14 protein-coding genes and 3 tRNA genes are annotated in these 20839 nt (G+C 57.0%); 7 read left to right on the top strand and 10 right to left on the bottom strand.

Features of this window, described 5'->3' with window-relative positions; translation table 11 throughout:
- Position 1 precedes the first annotated feature (1 nt).
- Together FO268_RS17240 and FO268_RS17235 are read left to right on the top strand one after the other, a co-directional pair.
- A complete protein-coding gene (locus FO268_RS17240; RefSeq protein WP_150994478.1) occupies positions 2-538 on the top strand; it encodes a DUF2058 domain-containing protein in 537 nt (178 codons plus the stop codon).
- 247 nt (positions 539-785) lie between these two features.
- Positions 786-2642 carry a methyl-accepting chemotaxis protein gene (locus tag FO268_RS17235; protein WP_150994477.1) on the top strand — a complete coding sequence of 619 codons (1857 nt, stop codon included), beginning with the start codon at positions 786-788 and terminating at the stop codon, positions 2640-2642.
- 54 nt (positions 2643-2696) lie between these two features.
- On the opposite strand, the gene FO268_RS17230 is transcribed toward FO268_RS17235, so the two are convergent.
- The 7 genes from FO268_RS17230 to alaS form a co-directional block, all read right to left on the bottom strand.
- Positions 2697-4148, bottom strand: a complete 1452-nt coding sequence (locus FO268_RS17230; protein ID WP_150994476.1) for an alpha/beta hydrolase — start codon at positions 4146-4148, stop codon at positions 2697-2699.
- A 360-nt stretch (positions 4149-4508) separates the two neighbouring features.
- Positions 4509-4585: transfer RNA gene (locus FO268_RS17225), tRNA-Arg, on the bottom strand.
- A gap of 212 nt (positions 4586-4797) precedes the next feature.
- Positions 4798-4874 (bottom strand) — tRNA-Arg (locus FO268_RS17220).
- A 50-nt stretch (positions 4875-4924) separates the two neighbouring features.
- Positions 4925-5014, bottom strand: a tRNA-Ser gene (locus FO268_RS17215).
- Between the two features lie 126 nt (positions 5015-5140).
- On the bottom strand, positions 5141-5338 hold the full coding sequence (gene csrA, locus FO268_RS17210) for a carbon storage regulator CsrA (protein ID WP_135956501.1): 198 nt from the start codon (positions 5336-5338) through the stop codon (positions 5141-5143).
- A 187-nt stretch (positions 5339-5525) separates the two neighbouring features.
- Positions 5526-6761, bottom strand: a complete 1236-nt coding sequence (locus FO268_RS17205) for an aspartate kinase (RefSeq protein WP_150994475.1) — start codon at positions 6759-6761, stop codon at positions 5526-5528.
- Positions 6762-6864: 103 nt separating this feature from the next.
- The gene (alaS, locus tag FO268_RS17200) at positions 6865-9495 is read right to left on the bottom strand and encodes an alanine--tRNA ligase (RefSeq protein ID WP_150994474.1); all 2631 of its coding nucleotides are present in this window, start codon (positions 9493-9495) and stop codon (positions 6865-6867) included.
- A gap of 131 nt (positions 9496-9626) precedes the next feature.
- Here alaS and FO268_RS17195 point away from each other — a divergent pair, with 131 nt between their 5' ends.
- Entirely contained in the window at positions 9627-10163 is a 537-nt protein-coding gene (locus FO268_RS17195) for an RDD family protein (RefSeq protein WP_150994473.1), read from the top strand.
- On the opposite strand, the gene lptG is transcribed toward FO268_RS17195, so the two are convergent.
- Complete coding sequence (gene lptG / locus FO268_RS17190) at positions 10164-11225, bottom strand: LPS export ABC transporter permease LptG (RefSeq protein ID WP_150994472.1); 1062 nt, start codon at positions 11223-11225, stop codon at positions 10164-10166.
- Positions 11218-12321: an LPS export ABC transporter permease LptF gene (gene lptF / locus FO268_RS17185; protein WP_150994471.1), complete on the bottom strand. Its 1104-nt coding sequence runs from the start codon at positions 12319-12321 to the stop codon at positions 11218-11220. Before lptF ends, lptG begins: the two co-directional genes overlap by 8 nt.
- Positions 12322-12541: 220 nt before the next feature.
- On the opposite strand from lptF, the gene FO268_RS17180 reads away from it, so the two are divergent.
- The 4 genes from FO268_RS17180 to FO268_RS17165 all read left to right on the top strand — a co-directional run bounded on the left by FO268_RS17180 (position 12542) and on the right by FO268_RS17165 (position 18775).
- Entirely contained in the window at positions 12542-14035 is a 1494-nt protein-coding gene (locus FO268_RS17180) for a leucyl aminopeptidase (protein ID WP_150994470.1), read from the top strand.
- Positions 14022-14495, top strand: a complete 474-nt coding sequence (locus FO268_RS17175) for a DNA polymerase III subunit chi (RefSeq protein ID WP_150994469.1) — start codon at positions 14022-14024, stop codon at positions 14493-14495. The genes FO268_RS17180 and FO268_RS17175 overlap by 14 nt, the downstream gene beginning before the upstream one ends.
- 454 nt (positions 14496-14949) lie before the next feature.
- Complete coding sequence (locus FO268_RS17170; protein ID WP_150994468.1) at positions 14950-17820, top strand: valine--tRNA ligase; 2871 nt, start codon at positions 14950-14952, stop codon at positions 17818-17820.
- A 4-nt stretch (positions 17821-17824) separates the two neighbouring features.
- The gene (locus FO268_RS17165) at positions 17825-18775 is read left to right on the top strand and encodes a ketopantoate reductase family protein (protein ID WP_150994467.1); all 951 of its coding nucleotides are present in this window, start codon (positions 17825-17827) and stop codon (positions 18773-18775) included.
- A gap of 1 nt (position 18776) precedes the next feature.
- Here FO268_RS17165 and FO268_RS17160 read toward each other — a convergent pair whose 3' ends face one another.
- Entirely contained in the window at positions 18777-20807 is a 2031-nt protein-coding gene (locus tag FO268_RS17160; RefSeq protein ID WP_150994466.1) for a methyl-accepting chemotaxis protein, read from the bottom strand.
- Between the last annotated feature and the right edge of the window lie 32 nt (positions 20808-20839).

The raw sequence follows: 20839 nt of genomic DNA, 5'->3' as shown, positions 1-20839 counted from the left end.
AATGCCATCACTACAGGATCAGCTTTTAAAGGCCGGCCTGGCCGATGAGAAAAAGGCCAAGGCCATCCGCCACGAGAAACACAAAAAGCGCAAGCAACAGCCCAAAGGCACTGTCGAGGTCAATGAAGCTGAAGCCCGCGCCCGTCAGGCCCGGGAAGAGAAAGCCGAGCGGGACCGGCAACTGAACCTTCAGCGCCAGAAAGAAGCCGAGAAAAAGGCCGTCCAGGCCCAGATCCGGCAACTGGTGGAAACCAACCGACTCGATCGGTCCAGGGGTGAAACTTCCTACCAGTTCGTACACGAGAAGAAGATCAAGAAGATCTTCGTGGACGACACAATGGTTGACCAGCTGTCCCGCGGCCGGCTGGCCATCGTGTTTGTGAACGAAGCCTATGAAGTTGTTGCAGAGGGTGTGGCGCGGAAAATCATGGAGCGGGACGAGCGTGCTGTTGTTGTCCTTCATGACCGCAAGAGAGATGACGCCGGGGATGATGACCCCTATGCAGGTTATGAGATCCCGGATGACCTGATGTGGTGAACAATCAATCTCGTTCTGATAGCGATTACATCCTACAATCCGAGATTCCGTATCAGGTCAAAAACCCGCAGTAATCTTCTGTAACTGTAAAGTTCTGGAATATAGGGCCGTAAACCGACTTAATATATATCAAATAACAACCACCTTTGATCCTCACTGCGTATCAGGAAAGCCTGCCGGCCTTTGACTCGGGCGCACGGATCAAAAGGTGGAGTCGGTAAAACCTATCCTCCAGAGAATACTAACAATGCGCATTCCAGAGCTTTTCACCAACATGACCATCCGCACCAGATTGGCGGGCGGCTTTACCATCTTGCTGTTACTGACCATTCTGGTGGGGGTCGTTGGTGACCAGGCTCTGGACAGCTTTAGCCAGAGATCAAGTATCGTTGCGATGCTCGGGCAGGTGAACACCAGCCTTACGGAAGCACGCGTAGAAGAAAAAAACTTTCTTCTGACAGGCGAAGCTGACGCTGTCACGCAAACCCGGGCTCAGGGTGACCGTGTTCTTGAACTGACCAATGACATCAAACCGCTGGTGGCCAATACCGAAGACCTAGACAGCCTGGGCCGCATCCAGTCAGACGTAAAGCAGTATCAGCGATTGATGGGAGAGGTCGAGAAAAACATCAGTGAACGGGATGAGGCCCTGGAACGTCTGGAGACCGCCGCGCGTATCTTCGGCTCCTCCCTGAAGGCCCATAGCTCCCTGTTTTTCGCCTCTGCAATGTTTGAGGACATGCGTCGCTCGGAACGCAAGTTTCTTATCGAGAGCGACGAAGCCAGCGTCAAGGCCTACCTCGACGACGCGAAGCGAATACAGGCCCCACTGAAATCCGCCGGCCTCAGCGATGAAGAAAAGGCCGGGATCAACCAGGCACTGACCACCTACGTCAATAATTTCCAGACGGTGGTAACACTGACCGACTCCGGGAATCGGCTCTCAGACGAAATGGTCAGTACTGCCCGAGATGCCATCGCAGCAGCAGACCGACTGCGAATACGGCAGGCTGAAAAAATGGAATCTGAGCGCCAGCAGGCCTCCGGACTGATCATCGGCGCCACCGGGATCGCCCTGGCCCTCGGTATACTGATGGCTTATATGATTACCCGTGCCATCGTCGCCCCGATCAATCAGGCAGTTGCAGCAGCATCAGAGGTTGCGTCCGGCAATTTGACGGTCGATATCCACGCTACCGGAACCAATGAAATCGGCCGCCTGATGGCAGCCCTCGCCACTATGGTGACCAGCCTGCGGGAGCTGGTCAGGAGCATCGAATCCGGTGCGTCCAACATCGCGGCTTCGGCAGAAGAGCTCTCAACCGTCACCAACCAGGCCAGCGATGGCATCAATCGCCAGAAACAGGAAACGGATCAGGTCGCGACGGCCATGAATGAAATGACAGCCACGGTTGCCGAAATTGCAAAAAGCGCCGAGCAAGCCCTTGAAGTGGCAACGGATGCTGCCAGCCAGGCAACCGATGGTGAACGCGAGGTGAGAGAAACCGTCGACCAGGTCACCAGTCTCGCCAGAGAAGTCAGCCAGAGCATGGAAACGATTGAGGGACTGCAGAATGAAACGGCAAACATAGGAACGGTCCTGGACGTGATCAAGTCTGTTGCCGAGCAAACGAACCTGCTGGCATTGAACGCAGCCATCGAGGCCGCCAGAGCCGGCGAGCAAGGCCGGGGATTCGCTGTGGTGGCCGATGAAGTCCGCTCACTGGCCCAGCGCACCCAGACCTCCGCCCAGGAAATCGAAACGCTGGTAACCGCACTCCAGACCAGTGCGGGCAATTCAGTGTCCGCAATGAAATCCAGCACTACCATGGCCTCGAACACGCTGGAACGGGCAACGGCAACAGGCAAGACCATAGAGCGTATCGCCCGGGCCGTTGAAGACAGCAAGCAGTACAACAATCAGATCGCTACCGCCGCGGAGCAACAGACCTCGGTGGCCGAAGAGATCAGCCAGAACATCACACGCATCCGGGACGTAACAGACCAGTCCGCAGCCTCGGCAAACCAGACTGCCAGCTCCAGCAACGAACTGGCCAGGCTTGGCAGCGAGCTTCAGAGCCTCGTTTCCCGCTTCAGGTTGTGAAGCGCCCGCTACGATCGTAGAGGGCGCTTCAGCAACACCTTGGTGACTGTCCGTTTATTCGCACTGCGGGAGATTATCACGCCCGCTGGACAGCTCATCATTGGTGTAGGCACAGCCATACTGCTCATCAGCCACGACTGCCGGGTCCAGCACTTCGTCGCCACCGGGCTTGGTACCGGAATTCACCCAGGTCACCAGGTCCACGAGCGCGGTGGAGAACTCGGTGCGCGAGAAGCCACAGTGGTTCGGATCACGGATCGCCCGCTGGACCAGCATGTCCTCACTGCCATGGGTCTCGGCCGCCTCACGATAGAGCTGCTGATGCACGAACGGTACGAAAAAATCACCCAGCGTATGCATGGTCAGTACCGGTACATCGAAGTCACCCTGAACCAGAGGTAGCCAGCGGACGCTGTCGTCACGAACAGGGTTGACACCCTTGTCCGCCTGGAAGCGCCCAACCTTCGCCGTAAATGCCCGTTCCTGGCCGGTAACGCGCTTACCCTCTGTCCAGCGATAGATACGGTCGGTATTGTCGTAAATCTCATTGGCCAGGATACCGGTTACCGTCCCGTCGCGGCCCCCAGTGCCCAAAACAGCGCCGTGCCATGTCGGGTTTTGGAAGCCCTCGTCAAATATTGGCCGGTCTCCACCGGTCAGATTCATCGCAATGTCCTTCAGACGCTGGCCAGCCTCATTCTTCGGCACAAAAGTGGGTGCACCCCCGTCGAACTCGAACAGATTGAACAGCGCCTCGCCAACATACTCCTGGAAGCCTTCATAAGGCCTGTGACCGAACCCACCAAGCTCCCTGACCACGCGGGGATAATCGCCGAGCCATTGGAACTGGTTCTGTTCCGCCTGACACAATGGCAGGGCCCCCTCGTAAGCAACCGGATAGCGGGCTGTTTCCAGCGTTTCGCGTTCAACGGCGGCAGCTGCCGTATGGCCACCCATTGAAACGCCCGCAATAAGGTACTGGCCGGGGTCGCTATACCCCACACTCCAGTCCCGCTCGAGATAATCTGTCAGTTCCAGCGCCAGGCGGTTGGTATCCTCGATGGCTGCGCGAACGTCGTAAAAGTTGGCCGAGTAAGACGACGCCGCCCAGGCATAGCCGAGAGCCAGGGCCGTATTCCGGAACGCGAGATTGGGCACCTCACGCGTCACCGTCTGACCCTGGCCACGGAAACCATGGGTATACATGATCACACCACCGTTCCAGTTTTCAGGGAACTCGGCGGTGTAGGAAGCGGGCCCCTGAATACCTTCGTAGACTCCCCAGTACGCTGTCGCACCCGAGAGAGCTGTGAAGGCCAGCTCGGCGTTTTCCTGAACCTGGAAAATCCGGCTGTCATGCTCCCGGACCAGCTCAGTCAGGCCCTTGCCTATTCCCTGTCCCTGGGCCCTGCCCTGGTCCGATGCCTTGGCGAAGCCAGTGGCCGGGGCTGTGAGCGCTACGGCAGTGGCGCAAGACAGTGCTAGGAGGTTTTTGCTCAACGTCATATTTTTGCTCCTGATTATTGTTGTTGATGGCACCTTTGTTCTGCTTGGCGAAACTGTATTTCTAAAACCAGCGCTTTATAACATAGGAGCAATCAGGAGATGACGCAATTAACGGAAGGGGATCAGAAAACAAAAAACCCCGCTCAAGGGCGGGGTTTTTTGTTTGATATGGCGCGGCTCGGAGGATTATTCGGGCCTCTGGCCCTCACCCCTTCGGGGTCGTCGTCGCGCTGCTCCGACGTTCCTCAACCCACTCCGTGGGTTTCGGTCGAACCTCTTTCGGTTCAAATCCTCCCAGCTATACATAGCAAAACGCCTCAGTCTGTGGGATTCACAAACTGAGGCGCTTTGGTCTTGATATGGCGCGGCTGGGAGGATTCGAACCTCCGACCGCCTGGTTCGTAGCCAGGTACTCTATCCAGCTGAGCTACAGCCGCTTGAAACTCAACATCCCCACCGGCATCGCGATCAGCCTATTGGGAGGATTATTCGGGCCTTCGGCCCTCACCCCTTCGGGGCCGCCGTCGCTGCGCTCCGGCGTTCCTCAGCACACTTCGTGTGCTTCGGTCGAACCTCTTTCGGTTCAAATCCCGTCTGACTTAAGAGCAAGTCTCTGGTAACGGGTACACGAAAGTAAGCTCTAAATAAGTGGCGCGGCTGGGAGGATTCGAACCTCCGACCGCCTGGTTCGTAGCCAGGTACTCTATCCAGCTGAGCTACAGCCGCGCATCGCAATATCTCAATTCAGACCGTTCTCTTTCATCTCCCAAAAGAAATGGCGGAGAGGGAGGGATTCGAACCCTCGGTACGATTGCTCGTACGGTTCCTTAGCAGGGAACTGGTTTCAGCCACTCACCCACCTCTCCTTAAGAACGGGGCGTATACTACCATAAATTTTCTGATTTCATAGGGTTGACACGAGTTTTTTCAAACCCCGCTCCCTCGGGTACAAAAAAGCCGTCCGGGTTTCCCTCGAACGGCCTTTTTTTCGCTCAGCTGTTGCCAGGCTCTGGCTCTTCAGAGTCTTTCTCACTCTGAATGCGCTGATAGATTTCTTCGCGATGTACCGCCACTTCTTTAGGGGCATTCACACCAATTCGCACCTGGTTCCCCTTTACCCCAAGCACGGTTACGGTGATGTCGTCACCGACCATCAGGGTTTCGCCAACTCGGCGGGTCAAAATCAACATGTCCTTTACTCCCTTATCCAGAGCTACCTGTTCCGAAAAATGTATATACTGCTTACTTTTATAGTGGGATCACTTGCCGATCAAAAGACGCATAATCACTTATACGCACTTCTCAAGCCCGAAGTCTGCAAATGATGCCCTTTTTATCGAAAACCCGAGCAAAGCGGCATATATCGCCCGCTGGCTATCAGGCTTCCTCTATTCCGGGCTTATCCAGCTCGAACGCACTATGAAGCGCCCGAACCGCTAGCTCAAGGTATTTTTCGTCAATAACCACAGAAATCTTAATCTCGGACGTCGAAATCATCAGAATATTGATGCCCTCATTAGACAGCGCCGCAAACATTTTAGTTGCAACACCGGCGTGAGAGCGCATGCCCACACCCACAATGCTCACCTTGGCGATCTTGCTGTCGCCACTGACTTCACGGGCCCCGAGCTCATCGGATACTTTCTGAAGGACACCCTGGGCGCGCTTGAAGTCATTGCGGTGCACTGTAAAGGTGAAATCCGTTCGGTTATCCGCGCCGACGTTCTGAACAATCATGTCGACTTCTATATTGGCATCACTGATCGGCTGCAGAATACGCAAGGCGCTGCCCGGTGTATCCGGCACGCCGGAAATCGTCAGCTTGGCTTCGTCACGGTTAAAGGCTATGCCGGAGACGACCGGTTGTTCCATGGCGTTATCATCCTCAAGAGTAATCAGGGTACCTTCACCTTCCTGGAAGCTGGAAAGCACCCTTAAAGGAACATTGTATTTACCTGCAAATTCCACCGCGCGAATCTGAAGAACTTTCGAGCCAAGGCTCGCCATTTCAATCATTTCTTCAAAAGTGATCCGTTCAAGCCGGCGTGCGCTGTCGACCACCCGCGGATCGGTAGTATAAACACCATCCACATCAGTGTAGATCTGACATTCGTCTGCCTTCAATGCGGCAGCAAGGGCAACGGCGGTGGTATCTGACCCACCACGGCCCAGGGTGGTAATGCTGCCATTCTCATCAATGCCCTGGAAGCCTGCAACTACAACCACACGGCCGGCGTTGAGGTCTTCCCTCATGCGCTGCTCATCGATCTGCCTGATACGCGCCTTGGTATGGCTGCTGTCAGTCAGAATCCGCACCTGCCCGCCAGTATAGGAGCGAGCATCGCAGCCACGCTTCTGCAGCGCCATGGCCAAAAGGGCAATAGTGACCTGCTCGCCGGTAGAGACAAGAACATCCATTTCCCGGGGTGTAGGCTCTTCCATAATCTCACTGGCCAGACCAATCAGGCGATTGGTCTCACCACTCATGGCTGACACCACAACCACCACGTCGTGCCCTTCGTTACGAAAACGGCTGACTTTTTCAGCAACCGCTTCAATCCGTTCGGTGGTGCCTACGGATGTACCCCCAAATTTCTGAACCAAGAGCGCCATTGTTTTCCCGATACCAAACGTGGACAAATGGCAGGACAGGGTCCTGCCTGAGACGATCAAACGGGCGGGATTATAAACGCACGCCCATTTTTGAAACAGTTATCTACGCAATATTTTTCTCAACCCAGGCAGGAACTCCGGAGAGAGCCTCCGCCAGTTTTGACGGATCATTACCGCCCCCCTGAGCCATATCCGGGCGCCCGCCACCCTTGCCATCGACCTGTGCTGCCAGATGCTTCATCAGGTCGCCGGCTTTGATCCTGCCGGTAGCCGACTTGGTCACACCAGCCACCAGGGTAACCTTGCCATCCTCGACACTGGCGAGCACTACTACGCCCTCACCCAGTTTGTTCTTGAGCTGGTCTGCGGTTTCCATCAGCGCCTTGCGATCGGCACCTTCCATTTCCGAGGCAACCACTTTCAGCCCTCCAACCTCCACAGCAGAACTGGCCAGGTCGGTTCCGGCGGAGCTTGCCAGCTTCGCCTGCAGAGCACTGATCTCTTTCTCCAACTGGCGGTTGCGGTCCAGGGTCTGCTGAACCTTCTCCACCAGCGACTCACGGGAGCCCTTTACCAGCTTGGCTGCTTCGCGCAATGTTTTCTCGGTTTCCTCAACCCATTCCAGGGCGCCAAAACCGGTCACCGCTTCAATCCGGCGAACGCCGGAGGAAATACCACTTTCCGAAGTGATGCGGAACAGGCCGATGTCACCGGTACGCGCCACGTGAGTACCACCACAGAGCTCCACAGAATAAGCGTCAGAGCCCATACTCAGCACCCGCACGGTATCACCGTATTTCTCACCGAACAGTGCCATGGCCCCCTTCGCCTGAGCCTGCTCCATATCGGTGATTTCGGTCTGAACCGCGGTGTTGTCCAGAATCTGCTCGTTTACCTGGTGCTCGATCTCCCGCAACTGTTCGGGCGTAACCGGCTCAAAATGGGAGAAGTCAAAACGCAGCTTGTCGGGGTCCACCAGCGAGCCTTTCTGCGTTACGTGCTCGCCCAGCACCTTACGAAGAGCAGCATGCATCAGGTGAGTTGCCGAGTGGTTTTTCTTGGTTCGTTCACGACGGGCATGATCAATGCGGGCATCCACTTCCAGGCCGGGAAACAGCTCGCCTTCAATCACCGTGCCTATGTGAAGATGATTACTGCCTTCCTTCTGGGTATCAGTCACCTTGAAACGGCCACCACTCCAGGTCAGCAGCCCGGTATCGCCCACCTGGCCGCCGGATTCAGCGTAGAACGGCGTGCGTTCCAGTACCACCACGGCCTCGTCGCCAGCCTGGGCATTCTTCTCCTTGCCGTCGACGATGACAGTCCGGATGGTTTCGTGGCCATCAATCTGCTCGTACCCGGTAAATTCTGTGGAACCTTCAATGGACAGCCCGCCGGCATTGTAGTCTATACCGAACTTGCTGGCCGCACGGGCGCGCTCACGCTGGCGTTCCATCGCCTTTTCATAGCCTTCGTAGTCCAGGGTCAGGCCACGCTCGCGGGCGATATCGTTGGTCAGGTCCACTGGAAAACCAAAAGTGTCATAGAGCGTAAAGATGGTTTCGCCCGGAATCTCGGAGCCCTTCAGCTCTGCTATGTCCTGTTCCAGCAGGCGCAGCCCCTTATCGAGCGTTTTGGCAAACTGCTCCTCTTCCTGCAGCAGTACTTTTTCAATCTGCTTGCGACTGCTGACCAATTGCGGATACGCGCCGCCCATCAGTTCAACCAGGGCACCGGTCAGCTTATAGAAGAACGGCTGGGTGGCACCGAGTTTGTTGCCGTGGCGGGCGGCCCGGCGGATGATTCGGCGCAATACGAAACCACGGCCTTCATTGGACGGCATCACGCCATCGGAAATCAGGAAGGCACAGGAGCGGATATGATCTGCCACCACCCGCAGTGAGGCCTCGGTGGTCTCCACGCCGCCGAGAATGTCGGAAGCTGCATTCAGCAGGTCCTGCATCAGATCGATTTCGTAGTTGCTGTGGACCCCCTGCAGCACCGCCGTGATGCGCTCAAGCCCCATACCGGTGTCTACCGAGGGCTTGGGCAGCGGCAGCATTTCGCCGTCCGCCTGGCGGTTGTACTGCATGAACACCACGTTCCAGATCTCGATGTAGCGGTCACCGTCTTCTTCCGGGCTACCGGGAGGGCCGCCAGCCACATCCGGGCCGTGGTCAAAGAAGATCTCGGTACAGGGGCCGCAGGGGCCGGTATCGCCCATCTGCCAGAAGTTGTCCGATGCGTAGGGGGCGCCCTTGTTGTCCCCAATGCGCACAATGCGGTCAGCCGGAACGCCAATTTCCTGGTTCCATATATCAAACGCTTCGTCATCAGAGGCATATATGGTGACCCACAGCTTTTCTTTCGGCAGCCTCAGCCAGTCGTCACCGGTCAGGAAAGTCCAGGCAAAGTTGATGGCTTCACGCTTGAAGTAGTCACCGAAACTGAAGTTGCCCAGCATCTCGAAAAAGGTGTGGTGGCGCGCGGTGTAACCCACGTTCTCCAGGTCGTTGTGCTTACCGCCGGCCCGAACGCACTTCTGCGAGGTGGTCGCCCGGGTGTAGTCGCGCTCTTCACGGCCAAGGAACACGTCCTTGAACTGGTTCATTCCCGCGTTGGTAAACAGCAATGTCGGATCGTCCGCCGGCACCAGCGAACTGCTTGGTACGATGGTATGGCCCTGCTGTTTGAAGTAATCGAGAAATGCCTGTCGCAACTCTGCGGTTTTCATAGCCCTTTGATACCCTTGTATAAACCCGTGCGGGGTCCACGTTTAAAGACACATACTTACATGCGCGTGCAAATCCGCTACTCTAGCACACGCCGACAACAGGAAAAACGTGAAACATCACAGGAGACGCCATGCCCCGCCGCTTTCATACCGACGAGGAACTGTTACCCCCCGCCGCGTTCATCAAGCGACTCATGGCTGTGATTTACGATGCACTGATCAGCGTTGCGGTGCTGCTGGTGACCACCTGGGCGTATACGCTTGTGGCAGGCTGGATGACCGGCTGGGACAAGTACGAGGAAATGGCGGAAGCGGGTACTATCGGAGCAGATCCGGTACTGACGTTTGTGCTCTTCCTGGCCCTGTACCTGTTTTTCGGTTATTTCTGGACCAGAAACGGCCAGACGCTGGGCATGCAGGTGTGGCGCATTCGCATTGAAAATCTCGATGGAACGTCCGTTTCCTGGACGCAGGCACTGAAACGCTACACAGCGGCAGCCGCGATTCTGTTCGTGGCCCTGCTGGGCGCCTACTATCTGAACGCCGCCACCCTGTTCGTCACTATCCCGGCAATTATCGCGCTGTTCTATCCCATCAACGGTCTGTCTCTGACCGACCGCGCTTCCGGCAGCATCGTTGCAACGGTGCCGAAAGAACCAAAGAAATAGCTACCCTGCCCGCCTCATCAGCGCCGCGCCCACTACCGCGTTGATGGCAATCGGCAGAACAATGGCCAGCACCGGATTGAAACCGAACACCAGGCTCATGGGCCCCAGAAGGTCCTGCATATATTTGAACAACAAACCAACAATAAGGCCGGTAAACACGCGGAATCCCATAGTCACGGATCTCAGCGGGCCGAATACGAACGAGATCGCCACCAATACCATCACCGCCGTGCCCAATGGCATCAGTACTTTCTTCCAGAACGCCAGCCAGTAGTTGGCGGCGTTCAACCCCTGCTCACCCAGATAGCGGGCATAGGTATATAGGCCGGAGATGGACAGGTCCTCCGGTTTCACGATCAACACACTGAGCACATCCGGAGACAAACCGGTTTCCCATCGCAGCGCCTGTTGCTTTTCCTGTGTGGTCCTGTCTTCACTCAGAGTGGTGGTGGTGACATTTTCCAGCAGCCAGTGATCGCCCTGATAAATGCCGCGTTCGGCGAAGCTGACAGACACCAGCCAGCGGTCTTCATCGAAACGAAACAGCGATATGCCATGCAGCATCCCATTCGGCTGGACGGCGTTAAGGTGCATGAAGACCTCGCCTTCCCGATGCCAGATGCCTGATGCCGACGCCACATTCTCGCCCGCTCCCTGTGCCATGGCCTTCTGGCTCTGGGCCAGCCGTTCCGCCGGGGGCGCCACGTATTCACCGATCAGCACGCCGATCAGGACGATCACCAGTGCCGGCTTCATAGCCGACCACACAATACGTTTCAGAGAGACGCCGGCGGCGCGAATAACCGTCAGCTCAGAAGAGCTCGCCATGGCGCCGAGCCCCACCAGGCATCCCATGAATGCGCCAAGGGGTAAATAGTCATAGATGCGGCGGGGCAGAGTCATGAATACAAACCACAGGGCCTGCAGCATCTGGTAATCATTCTCGGCGTCGTCCAGCTCGGCAATAAACGCAAAAATCAGGTCCAGAGACAACACCACCAGCATCACCAGGAACATGGCGCCGCCTACCGTACTCATCACATAACGGTCGATCTTACGCACGGGCGTGACCCTCCCGTATCAGGCGTCGCCGATACAGCCAGGCGGGGCCAAATTGCAGCCATAGCCCGAGCAGCAGGAAGATGGCGTGCACCCAGAGCAGGCCGACCCACTCCGGAACCTTTCCGTTTTCAAGGGCGTCACGAGCGACAATAAGCAGGCCAAGGTAGGTGATGTAAACCAGCATCGCAGGAAGCAGATGAAAAAACCGCCCCTGGCGTGGATTGACGCGGCTGAGCCGCACGGCCAGCAAGGTTACAATTGGCACAATCAGCGGCAGGGTAAACCGCCAGTGCAGCATGGCACGGTGCTCCGGGTTGTCGGAGGCCATGAGATCGAGGGTACTCAGTCCCTCATCGAGCTCTTTTTCCCGGGCGTTGCCGCTGCGAATCTTCAGTCCGTAGGCATCAAAGCCGGTCACATCGTAATCAAGGCGGCCGGGAACACCCTCGAAGCGGGCCCCCTCTTCGAGTATCAGAAACCGGCTGCCGGTCTCATCATCAACCAGCTGGGAGCCTTCCCGGGCGGTAACAATCGAGAGACCTTCACCATTCTGCTGGTACTCGGCAATGAAAACCCCCTCAAGCCGTCGCTTATCGTCACTCAACCCTTCTGTATAGGTAACACGCCCACCGGATGACAGCGACTGGAAACGGCCGGGGGCGAGCATTTCAAACTCTGTTGCCTGGCGCTGCTCATTGAAGATTGCTTCTACCTGTTTCATACCCCAGGGCGATACATAAAGGCTCATGGCGCCCACGGTCAGCATCACCGGAATACTGCCAATCAGGGTCTTACCCAGCAGCTGCTTGTCGCTGATACCACAGGCAGACAGCACCGTCATTTCGCTTTCCAGATACATGCGCCCGTAGGCCAACAGGATGCCAATGAAAAAGCCCAGCGGCAGGATCAGCTCCAGAAATCCGGGAAAGCGGTAGGCCATAATCTGGAACAGAACATCGCCGGCCAGTTCCCCGGCAGCGGCATCGGCCAGATACTTGATAAACCGGCCGCTCATGAACACCATCAGCAGAATGCCGGAAACGGCAAGCATGCTGATAATTACCTGGCGGGTTAGGTAGCGGAAAACGATGCTCAATTCGGTCTCTCAGAGCCGGATGCGACCGGAGTCGATGGAAATCAGGATTCGCCGTATTCTAAGTAACCTTGGGGCTGAATGACAGACCACGGGTTTAACAAAGACGTTAACAACCTGTCAGCGCTTGATAATTTCACCCCAAACCCCAATGCTATAAGCATTCGGACAAGGAACCCGACATCGGGTCTGTCCTTCAACAGAACAACCAACGGGAGTTGCCATGAATTTTACCCTGAGCAGTAAGCCCATTTCCGATACCAAAGCGGACTGCCTTGTTGTTGCTGTGCCGGAAAAAGGCGATTGGCCCGCCTCTACCACACAGGCAAACGAAGTCCTGGGCGGACTGATCAAGACCCTGCATAAAAACGGGGACGCCACCGGTAAAAACGCAACCACCCTGCAAGTCCCGCTGGATGGCTTGCCCTGGGCCCGACTTCTGGTGGTCGGCACAGGAGCGGACAAGGACCGCACCCCTGCCAACTATCGCAAGGCGCTGATCGCCATGGCCGGCCAGATCAAAGATGGCCCGTCCAAACATGTACTGGTGGGTCTGGGAGACACTCTCGTAACCGGTGACGAAGCCATCAGTTCGGAAGCGGCACGGCTGAATCTTATTGGCCGCACTTTGGAAGAGCAGCTCTACCGTTTCAGCGAATTCAAGAGCGAAAAACCGTCAGACCGCAAACTGGCAAAAGTCACGGTTGCCGCCTCCGGCACCGGGAAGACACTGAAAGATGCCTTCAACCTTGGCCTTGCCACCGGCCGCGGCATGAATTTTACCCGCGATCTGGGCAATACGCCGCCGAACATCTGCCACCCCACCTGGCTGGCTGAACAGGCCGAAAAGCTGGCGAAAGAAAACGACGGTATCAAGACCGAGGTGCTGGACGAAAAGCAGATGAAGAAGCTGGGCATGCACAGCCTGCTGTCCGTCTCTGCCGGAAGCGCTCAGCCCGCAAAGCTGATTGTGATGGAATACCGGGGCGGCAAGCCAAAAGACAAACCCTACGTTCTGGTGGGTAAAGGCATCACCTTTGATACCGGTGGCATCAGCCTCAAGCCCGGCGAAGGTATGGATGAAATGAAGTACGACATGGGAGGCGCCGCCGCCGTCTTCGGTGCCATGAAAACCATTGCCGAAACCAAACCGAAGATCAACGTGGTCGCGGTGATCGCCGCCGCGGAGAATATGCCCAGCGGCACCGCAACCCGCCCGGGCGACATTGTTACGTCCATGTCCGGCCAGACCATCGAGATTCTCAACACTGACGCCGAAGGCCGTCTGGTGCTGTGCGACGCCCTCACCTACGTCAAGAAGTTTGACCCGGAAGTGGTTGTCGACATGGCCACCCTCACCGGTGCCTGCATCATTGCACTGGGCAACCATGCTACCGGCCTTCTGAGTAACAACGACGAGCTGGCCAACGACCTGCTGGCCGCGGGTGAACGCGCGGGTGACCGTGCCTGGCGCCTGCCCCTGTGGGACGAATACCAGAGCCAGCTCGACAGCAACTTCGCCGACATGCAGAACATCGGCGGCCGCCCGGCCGGCACCATCACCGCTGCGTGCTTCCTGTCCCGGTTCACCAAGGACTACCGCTGGGCCCACCTGGACATCGCCGGCACCGCCTGGAACTCCGGCAAGGCCAAAGGCTCTACCGGCCGTCCGGTACCCATGCTGGTCGACTACCTGATGTCCCATGCCGGAAAGTAATGCCGGCGCCCGGGATGACCGGAACCAGTCCTACTGGTTCCACATCCTCGCCCAGAACACCCCTGCTGCCCGCAACCTCCACACTGCAAAACTGGTGGCCAAGGCCCGGCAGCAGGGCGACCGCGTGGGCATCGTTTGCGACACCATGCAGCACGCCCAGGAGCTGGACGATCTGCTCTGGAACTTCAGCCCTGACGCCTTCATACCCCACAGCATCGTCCCCGACTCCGCCACCACCTGCACCGATCCCGTCGGCATACTGCTTTGCCCGCCGGTTGCCGAAGACTGGGATACGGTCATCATCCTCTCGGCCACGCTGCCGGCGGATGCAGACCGGTTCAAACGGTTGGCGCTGGTTGCCCATAATGATGAAACGGTTCTGACACAGGCACGATCTCACTTTAAGCAACTGCGTACGCTGGGGATTGAGCCTCGGGTTCATGATCAGAGGAAGCGGTGATTTTGAGCCTCTTGTAGGACTGCTGGCTTGGGGGAGGAGCGGGGTGGTGGTATTTATTTCCCTTGGGAAAAGAACTCGCTGCGCTCGGACACCTTTTCCTGGCGGGAAATAAATACCACCACCCCACTCTTACTAGCCAGGCGGGTCTCTCTAAAACGGCGCAAGGTCTGTCTCTGGTTTGTCTGCTGGCCCGGGAAGATAAAACAGACTCACAATCAAACCCAGGTAAAACCATTGAACACCGCCGAGACAACTCGGACTCCATAAGGGTATGGGGGTGGTTTGAATTTCAGGCGAGAAAAGGTGTCTGAGCGCAGCGAGTTCTTTTCCCGCCTGAAATTCAAACCACCCCCGTACCCCTCCCCCATGGTTCGCCGAGAACCCAAGGAGCATGTATAATCGATCGCCTCGAATTTCCCTTGCGAATCAACCAAACGGTCACCAGAAGAAACCCATGGAAAAAACCTACCAGCCAGAAAACATCGAGCGCCAGTGGTACGAAAACTGGGAATCCAAAGGGTACTTCCGCCCCCGTTCAGAAAAGGCGGAAGGGGGCGAAAGCGAATCATTCAGCATTGCCATCCCGCCGCCCAATGTCACCGGCAGCCTGCACATGGGCCACGCGTTCCAGCACACCATCATGGACACGCTCACCCGCTTCAAGCGCATGCAGGGCCGCAACACCCTCTGGCAGGTAGGCAGTGACCACGCCGGCATCGCCACGCAAATGGTGGTCGAGCGTAAACTGGCGGCCGAAGAAGACATGACCCGCTACGACCTGGGCCGGGAAGAGTTCATCAAGCGCATCTGGGACTGGAAAGAGCACTCCGGTGGCACTATCACCGGACAGATGCGCCGCCTGGGTAACTCCGTGGACTGGGACCACGAACGTTTCACCATGGACGACGGCTTCTACAAGGCCGTTCAGGAAGTGTTCATTCGCCTTTACGATGAAGGCCTGGTCTACCGTGGCAAGCGTCTGGTCAACTGGGACCCGAAGCTGCACACCGCCATTTCCGACCTGGAAGTGGAGAACAAGGAGGAAAAGGGCTTTTTCTGGCACCTGCGTTATCCATTGGCGGACGGCGAGAAAACAAAGGATGGCAAGAACTACCTTGTTGTCGCCACCACTCGCCCCGAAACCATGCTGGGTGATACGGCCGTGGCCGTTCACCCGGACGACGAGCGTTACCAGCATCTGGTGGGCAAGTTCGTGGACCTGCCCCTGGTAGGCCGCCGCATTCCCATTGTTGCGGATACCCATGCAGATCCCGAGAAAGGCAGCGGCTGCGTCAAGATCACCCCGGCCCATGACTTTAACGACTACGCCGTGGGCAAGCGCAATAACCTGGTAATGATCAATGTCATGACCCAGGATGCCTGCATTCGTGATGTAGCCGAAGTGGTCAACCCCGACGGCAGCGAGAACACAGATGTGGACGGCAGCCTGCCTGCCGCCTACGCCGGGCTCACCCGTGAGGAAGCCCGCAAACAGGTTGTGGCGGACATGGATGCAGAAGGCCTGGTTGAGGAAGTGGAAGACCACGTGCTGAGTGTGCCCCGTGGTGACCGTTCCGGCCTGATTATTGAGCCGATGCTGACCGATCAGTGGTTTGCAGACGCCAAGACCCTGGCAAAGCCCGCCATTGAAGCCGTAGAAGACGGTCGCATCCAGTTCGTGCCCAAACAGTACGAGAATATGTACTTCTCCTGGATGCGTGACATCCAGGACTGGTGTATTTCCCGCCAGCTCTGGTGGGGCCACCGTATTCCCGCCTGGTACGATGCCGAGGGTAATATCTACGTCGGCCGCAGCGAGGACGAAGTTCGCCAGAAGCATAACCTGGCCGCTGACGTGGCACTGAACCAGGATGAAGACGTGCTGGACACCTGGTTCAGCTCCGCCCTCTGGACCTTCGGCACCCTGGGCTGGCCGGAAATTACCGAGCGCCTGAAAACCTTCCATCCTACCGATGTGCTGGTGACCGGTTTTGACATCATCTTCTTCTGGGTCGCCCGGATGATCATGATGACCATGCACTTCATGAAGAACGAAGACGGCACCCCCCAGGTGCCCTTCAAGACCGTGTACGTGACCGGCCTGATCCGCGATGAACATGGCGACAAGATGTCCAAGTCCAAGGGCAACGTCATCGACCCGCTGGATATGATCGATGGTATTGAGCTCAATGACCTGCTGGAAAAGCGTACCGGCAACCTGATGCAGCCCAAGCTGGCCGAGAAAATCGCCAAACGCACGAAGAAGGAATTCCCGGAAGGCATTACCGCCCACGGCACTGACGCCCTGCGCTTCACCCTGGCGGCTATGGCCACCACCGGCCGTGACATCAACTGGGACATGAAGCGCCTGGAAGGTTACCGCAACTTCTGCAACAAGCTTTGGAACGCCGCTCGATATGTGTTGATGAACACCGAAGGGGAAGACTGCGGCGTCAATGACGAACCGGTGGCACTGTCCCTGGCTGACCGCTGGATCATCAGTGAACTCCAGAGCTGCGAGCAGGACGTGATCCGTCACCTTGACCAGTATCGTTTCGATCTGGCGGCTTACGCCCTGTACGAGTTCATCTGGAACGAATACTGCGATTGGTACCTGGAACTGTCCAAGCCGGCCCTGAATGACGACACGGCCAGTGCGGAAGCGAAACGTGGCACCCGTCGCACACTGGTGCGCGTGCTTGAGGCAGTCCTGCGCCTGGCGCATCCGATCATGCCGTTTATTACCGAAGAAATCTGGCAGCGCATTGCACCTCTGGCAGGGAAAACCGGGGACAGCATCATGCTGCAGCCCTTCCCTGAACCCGACATGAGCAAGCAGGATGCCACCATTGCCGCCGATATCGAATGGCTGAAAGGCGTCATTGTTGCCGTACGGAATATCCGAGGCGAAATGAACATCTCCCCCGCGAAGGCCATCCCGGTTCTGCTGCGCGGGCAGGACCCGCAGGACAAGCGCCGACTGGACGAAAACCGCCAGTTCCTGGCATCCCTGGCCAAGCTGGAAAGCGTGGAGTGGTTCACCGACGGCGAAGCGCCCATGTCTGCTACCCAACTGGTTGGCGAGATGGAAGTCTTGGTCCCCATGGCCGGCCTGATCGACAAGGACGCCGAGCTCAAGCGCCTGGACAAGGAACTTGAGCGTCTGCAGAAAGAAGTGGGCCGACTCGAAGGCAAGCTCGGCAATGAAAAGTTCACCGCCAAGGCGCCGGCTGACGTGGTGGAAAAAGAGAAAGAGAAGCTTCGGGATGCCCAGGGCAGCATGAACCGTCTGACCGAACAGCGGACCGCCATCGAGGCCATGTAAACCGATGAGCCGGTACGGGGCAAACCATCTGCTCCCCGGGAATGGCTTTATTGCCATTCTCGGGGCCGGTTCCCTCGGCCAGTTATGGGCGGGGTATCTGCCAACAGGTAAGGTGGCGTTTCTACCTCGTCGTAACACAACGGTTGATACCGGTGCCGAGACACTAAGCTACAGACTTCAGCGGTATGATGGCTCAGCCCTGCCTGTAACCGTTCCCTGGCTGGAGAGCTCCGCAAACCCTCCATCTATGCTATTGGTCACCACCAAAGCCGGTGACACTCTTGAGGCCCTTCAATCCACACTGGCCGCCCTGCCCCGGGACATCCCCGTTGTGCTGTTTCAGAACGGTATGGGCAGCCAGCAGGCTGTCGCAGAGCGGTGGCCCCATCGCCCTGTCCTTGCCGCCACCACCACCGAAGGCGCCAATCGTCCGGGGCCAGGCCAGACGGTACACGCCGGCAAGGGAGAAACTTGGGTGGGCCCGCTCACTGGTAACGCAAAACCACTGTTAGCAGCGGTTGTGCAAACCCTCACTACCAGCGGCCTTACGGTCCACCCGGAAACCAATATCGAGCAGAGGCTGTGGGACAAGCTGGTGATCAATGCCGGCATCAATGCCTTTACGGCACTTCTCGATTGCTGCAACGGGAACATATTGACGCATCCCTTCTACCTGGAATACATCGATACGCTATGTCAGGAAATCGCCGCGGTTCTAACGGCGGAGGGCTGCCGACCGTTGACGCGCGAGGCCATTCGGGGGCGCATTGAGACGGTGGCCAGAGGCACATCAGAGAACACCTCTTCCATGCTTGGCGACCGGCGACAGGGCAGGACCACCGAAATCGATTTCATCAACGGTTATATTGCGCGCCGGGGTCAGGCACACGGAATCGATGTATCCGTGAACCAGATGCTGACGCAACAGGTGCACCAGCTGTTGCCCCACCCCTGAATCAGACCTTGAATGCTTCCACAAGGCGCTGTAACGAGGCCGTCAGTTGGGACATTTCGCGGGAGGAAGCCAGTGTCTCCTCAGCATTATCGGCGGTTTTGTGGCCCAGCACGCTGATTTGCTCGACATTGGTGTTCACATTTTTCGCAACCGCAGACTGCTCTTCCGCTGCCTGTGCTATCTGATGACTCATATCCACGATAGTCGAGATTCCCTCGGCTATCCGGTCCAGAGCCTCGGTGACCTCTGAAGATTTTCTGACAGTGGTTTCGGTCACGTCATGGCTGTTGGTCATAGCTGCGACAGCCTCTTTGACGCCGCTTTGCAGGCGGGAAATCATGCCTTCGATTTCTTCCGTGGACTTATGGGTGCGCTGGGACAATGACCGCACTTCGTCTGCGACCACGGCAAACCCGCGGCCCTGCTCTCCGGCCCGGGCCGCTTCAATGGCAGCATTCAGGGCCAACAGATTGGTCTGTTCGGCAATCGCCTTGATTTCCACCAACACCTGACTGATGTTGTCACTGTCTGCATTTACCCGGTTGATCACCTCCACCGCACCGGAAATTTCGGTGGCAAGGCGGTTAATGGTGGCCACGGTGTCGGCGACCACTTCCCGTCCTTTTTCAGTGTCCTGCTCGGCAGTACCGGCACTATCAGAGACCCGGTGGGCACTTTCGGTGACTTCGTTGACCGCTTCCACCATCTGGCTCATGGCCTCATTGATCTGGCCAGATTCTTCCATCTGACGAGCGACAGCCTCACTGTTTGCAGCTGCCGTGTCATTAACCCGCGTTGCTTGCTGATCCACATCCGAGGTGGTACTGCTGACCGACCGGATCAGCTCGGCAATACGGTCCGTCATGCTGTTGAACTCGGTCGTGAGTTCACCCAGCTCATCACGATTATCCAGCTCGATATGGGCCGTCATATCACCCGCCGCCACGCTCCGAGCAGCCTGACTGAAGCGGTTGATAGCCGTACGCACCGACATGAAAAAGCCGATATAGAGATACACCACCACCAACAGCACAATAACAAGAGCAGCGATAATAAACTGCCGTTGCCGGATCTCGCCTTCCAGACGCTCGTTCAGATTATTGCCAACCACGTCAAAAATACCGGCGGCGAAGGCCTCATAGTGGGCGAGCTGGCTTTCGACCGTATTGTTGAAATCCTGCCATGGCAACTCCAGCCGCATTGGCGTAATCACATTCGCATCAAGCTCGTTACGGATACTGGTCAGGCTTCCCTCGATGCCCTGCACCGCATTATCAGTATTCTTTGTCAAGGTAGGTGATGCGTCGATTGCCACAGCAAGCGAGGGGCCAAGAAGCGATGAGCGATTGGTCAGTTGGTCGTAGATTTCATTCAGCACATCACTGAGACCGTAACCTACCTGCCCTTCCAGAAGTGCAAAGATGCCAAAGGAGCGGGCCCGACCGATAATGCTTTCGGCATCCGGCAAAGCTTCGCGCACCAGTCCGAGCAACAAAAGATTTTCACGTGACGCATCCTGGCCCAGGCCAGAAATTTCGATGGTGGCGGAGAGCATCGCACGGACTTTGTGTACGAACTCCTGATAGTACTTGAACTGAGGGTCGATGTTGCCCTGATAGCTATCGGTTGATTTCAGCGTCTGCCAGTCTTCCTGCAACAGGGCAACCTGCTCGGCCCAGTTTCCGGAGGTGTCGAACTGTGCGTCTGCATCTGCCAGTTCTTCGAGGATGCTGTCAATCCTGCTGGCTGCTTCATCAGACCTGGAAAGCAGCTCGTTGTCATCCTTGGTTTTTCCGGGTGCACGAAAATCACGATACTCAAGCGACGCCTGGAGGAGTGCATCAACTTTTTCCAGCTGCTCGAGGCCTTCGACCCCCCTGGTCATGGTTTCTACAGACCGGTTCAGTTCACTGATCACCAGCCAGGAAAGGGCAACGATAGGCAGCAAAAACAGAACACTGATCAGACTGAACTTGTAAAACATCGGCAGCCGGTTCATCAGCGACACTGCAGGCTTGATAAGCTGGTTCACGTACACCCCCACTCAAGGCGTCGAAAGAATGA

This window comes from Marinobacter denitrificans (genome assembly GCF_008795955.1).
Lineage (GTDB): Bacteria > Pseudomonadota > Gammaproteobacteria > Pseudomonadales > Oleiphilaceae > Marinobacter > Marinobacter denitrificans.
Note: the sequence above shows the minus strand (reverse complement) of the source record. Positions and strands in the feature narration are given on the sequence as shown.

Coding starts and splice junctions, on each gene's coding strand:
- FO268_RS17195 (WP_150994473.1), top strand. CDS start 9,627: ATGCCCCGCCGCTTTCATACCGACGAGGAACTGTTACCCCCCGCCGCG.
- FO268_RS17180 (WP_150994470.1), top strand. CDS start 12,542: ATGAATTTTACCCTGAGCAGTAAGCCCATTTCCGATACCAAAGCGGAC.
- csrA (WP_135956501.1), bottom strand. CDS start 5,338: ATGTTGATTTTGACCCGCCGAGTTGGCGAAACCCTGATGGTCGGTGAC.
- FO268_RS17235 (WP_150994477.1), top strand. CDS start 786: ATGCGCATTCCAGAGCTTTTCACCAACATGACCATCCGCACCAGATTG.
- alaS (WP_150994474.1), bottom strand. CDS start 9,495: ATGAAAACCGCAGAGTTGCGACAGGCATTTCTCGATTACTTCAAACAG.
- FO268_RS17230 (WP_150994476.1), bottom strand. CDS start 4,148: ATGACGTTGAGCAAAAACCTCCTAGCACTGTCTTGCGCCACTGCCGTA.
- FO268_RS17205 (WP_150994475.1), bottom strand. CDS start 6,761: ATGGCGCTCTTGGTTCAGAAATTTGGGGGTACATCCGTAGGCACCACC.
- FO268_RS17170 (WP_150994468.1), top strand. CDS start 14,950: ATGGAAAAAACCTACCAGCCAGAAAACATCGAGCGCCAGTGGTACGAA.
- FO268_RS17175 (WP_150994469.1), top strand. CDS start 14,022: ATGCCGGAAAGTAATGCCGGCGCCCGGGATGACCGGAACCAGTCCTAC.
- FO268_RS17165 (WP_150994467.1), top strand. CDS start 17,825: ATGAGCCGGTACGGGGCAAACCATCTGCTCCCCGGGAATGGCTTTATT.
- FO268_RS17240 (WP_150994478.1), top strand. CDS start 2: ATGCCATCACTACAGGATCAGCTTTTAAAGGCCGGCCTGGCCGATGAG.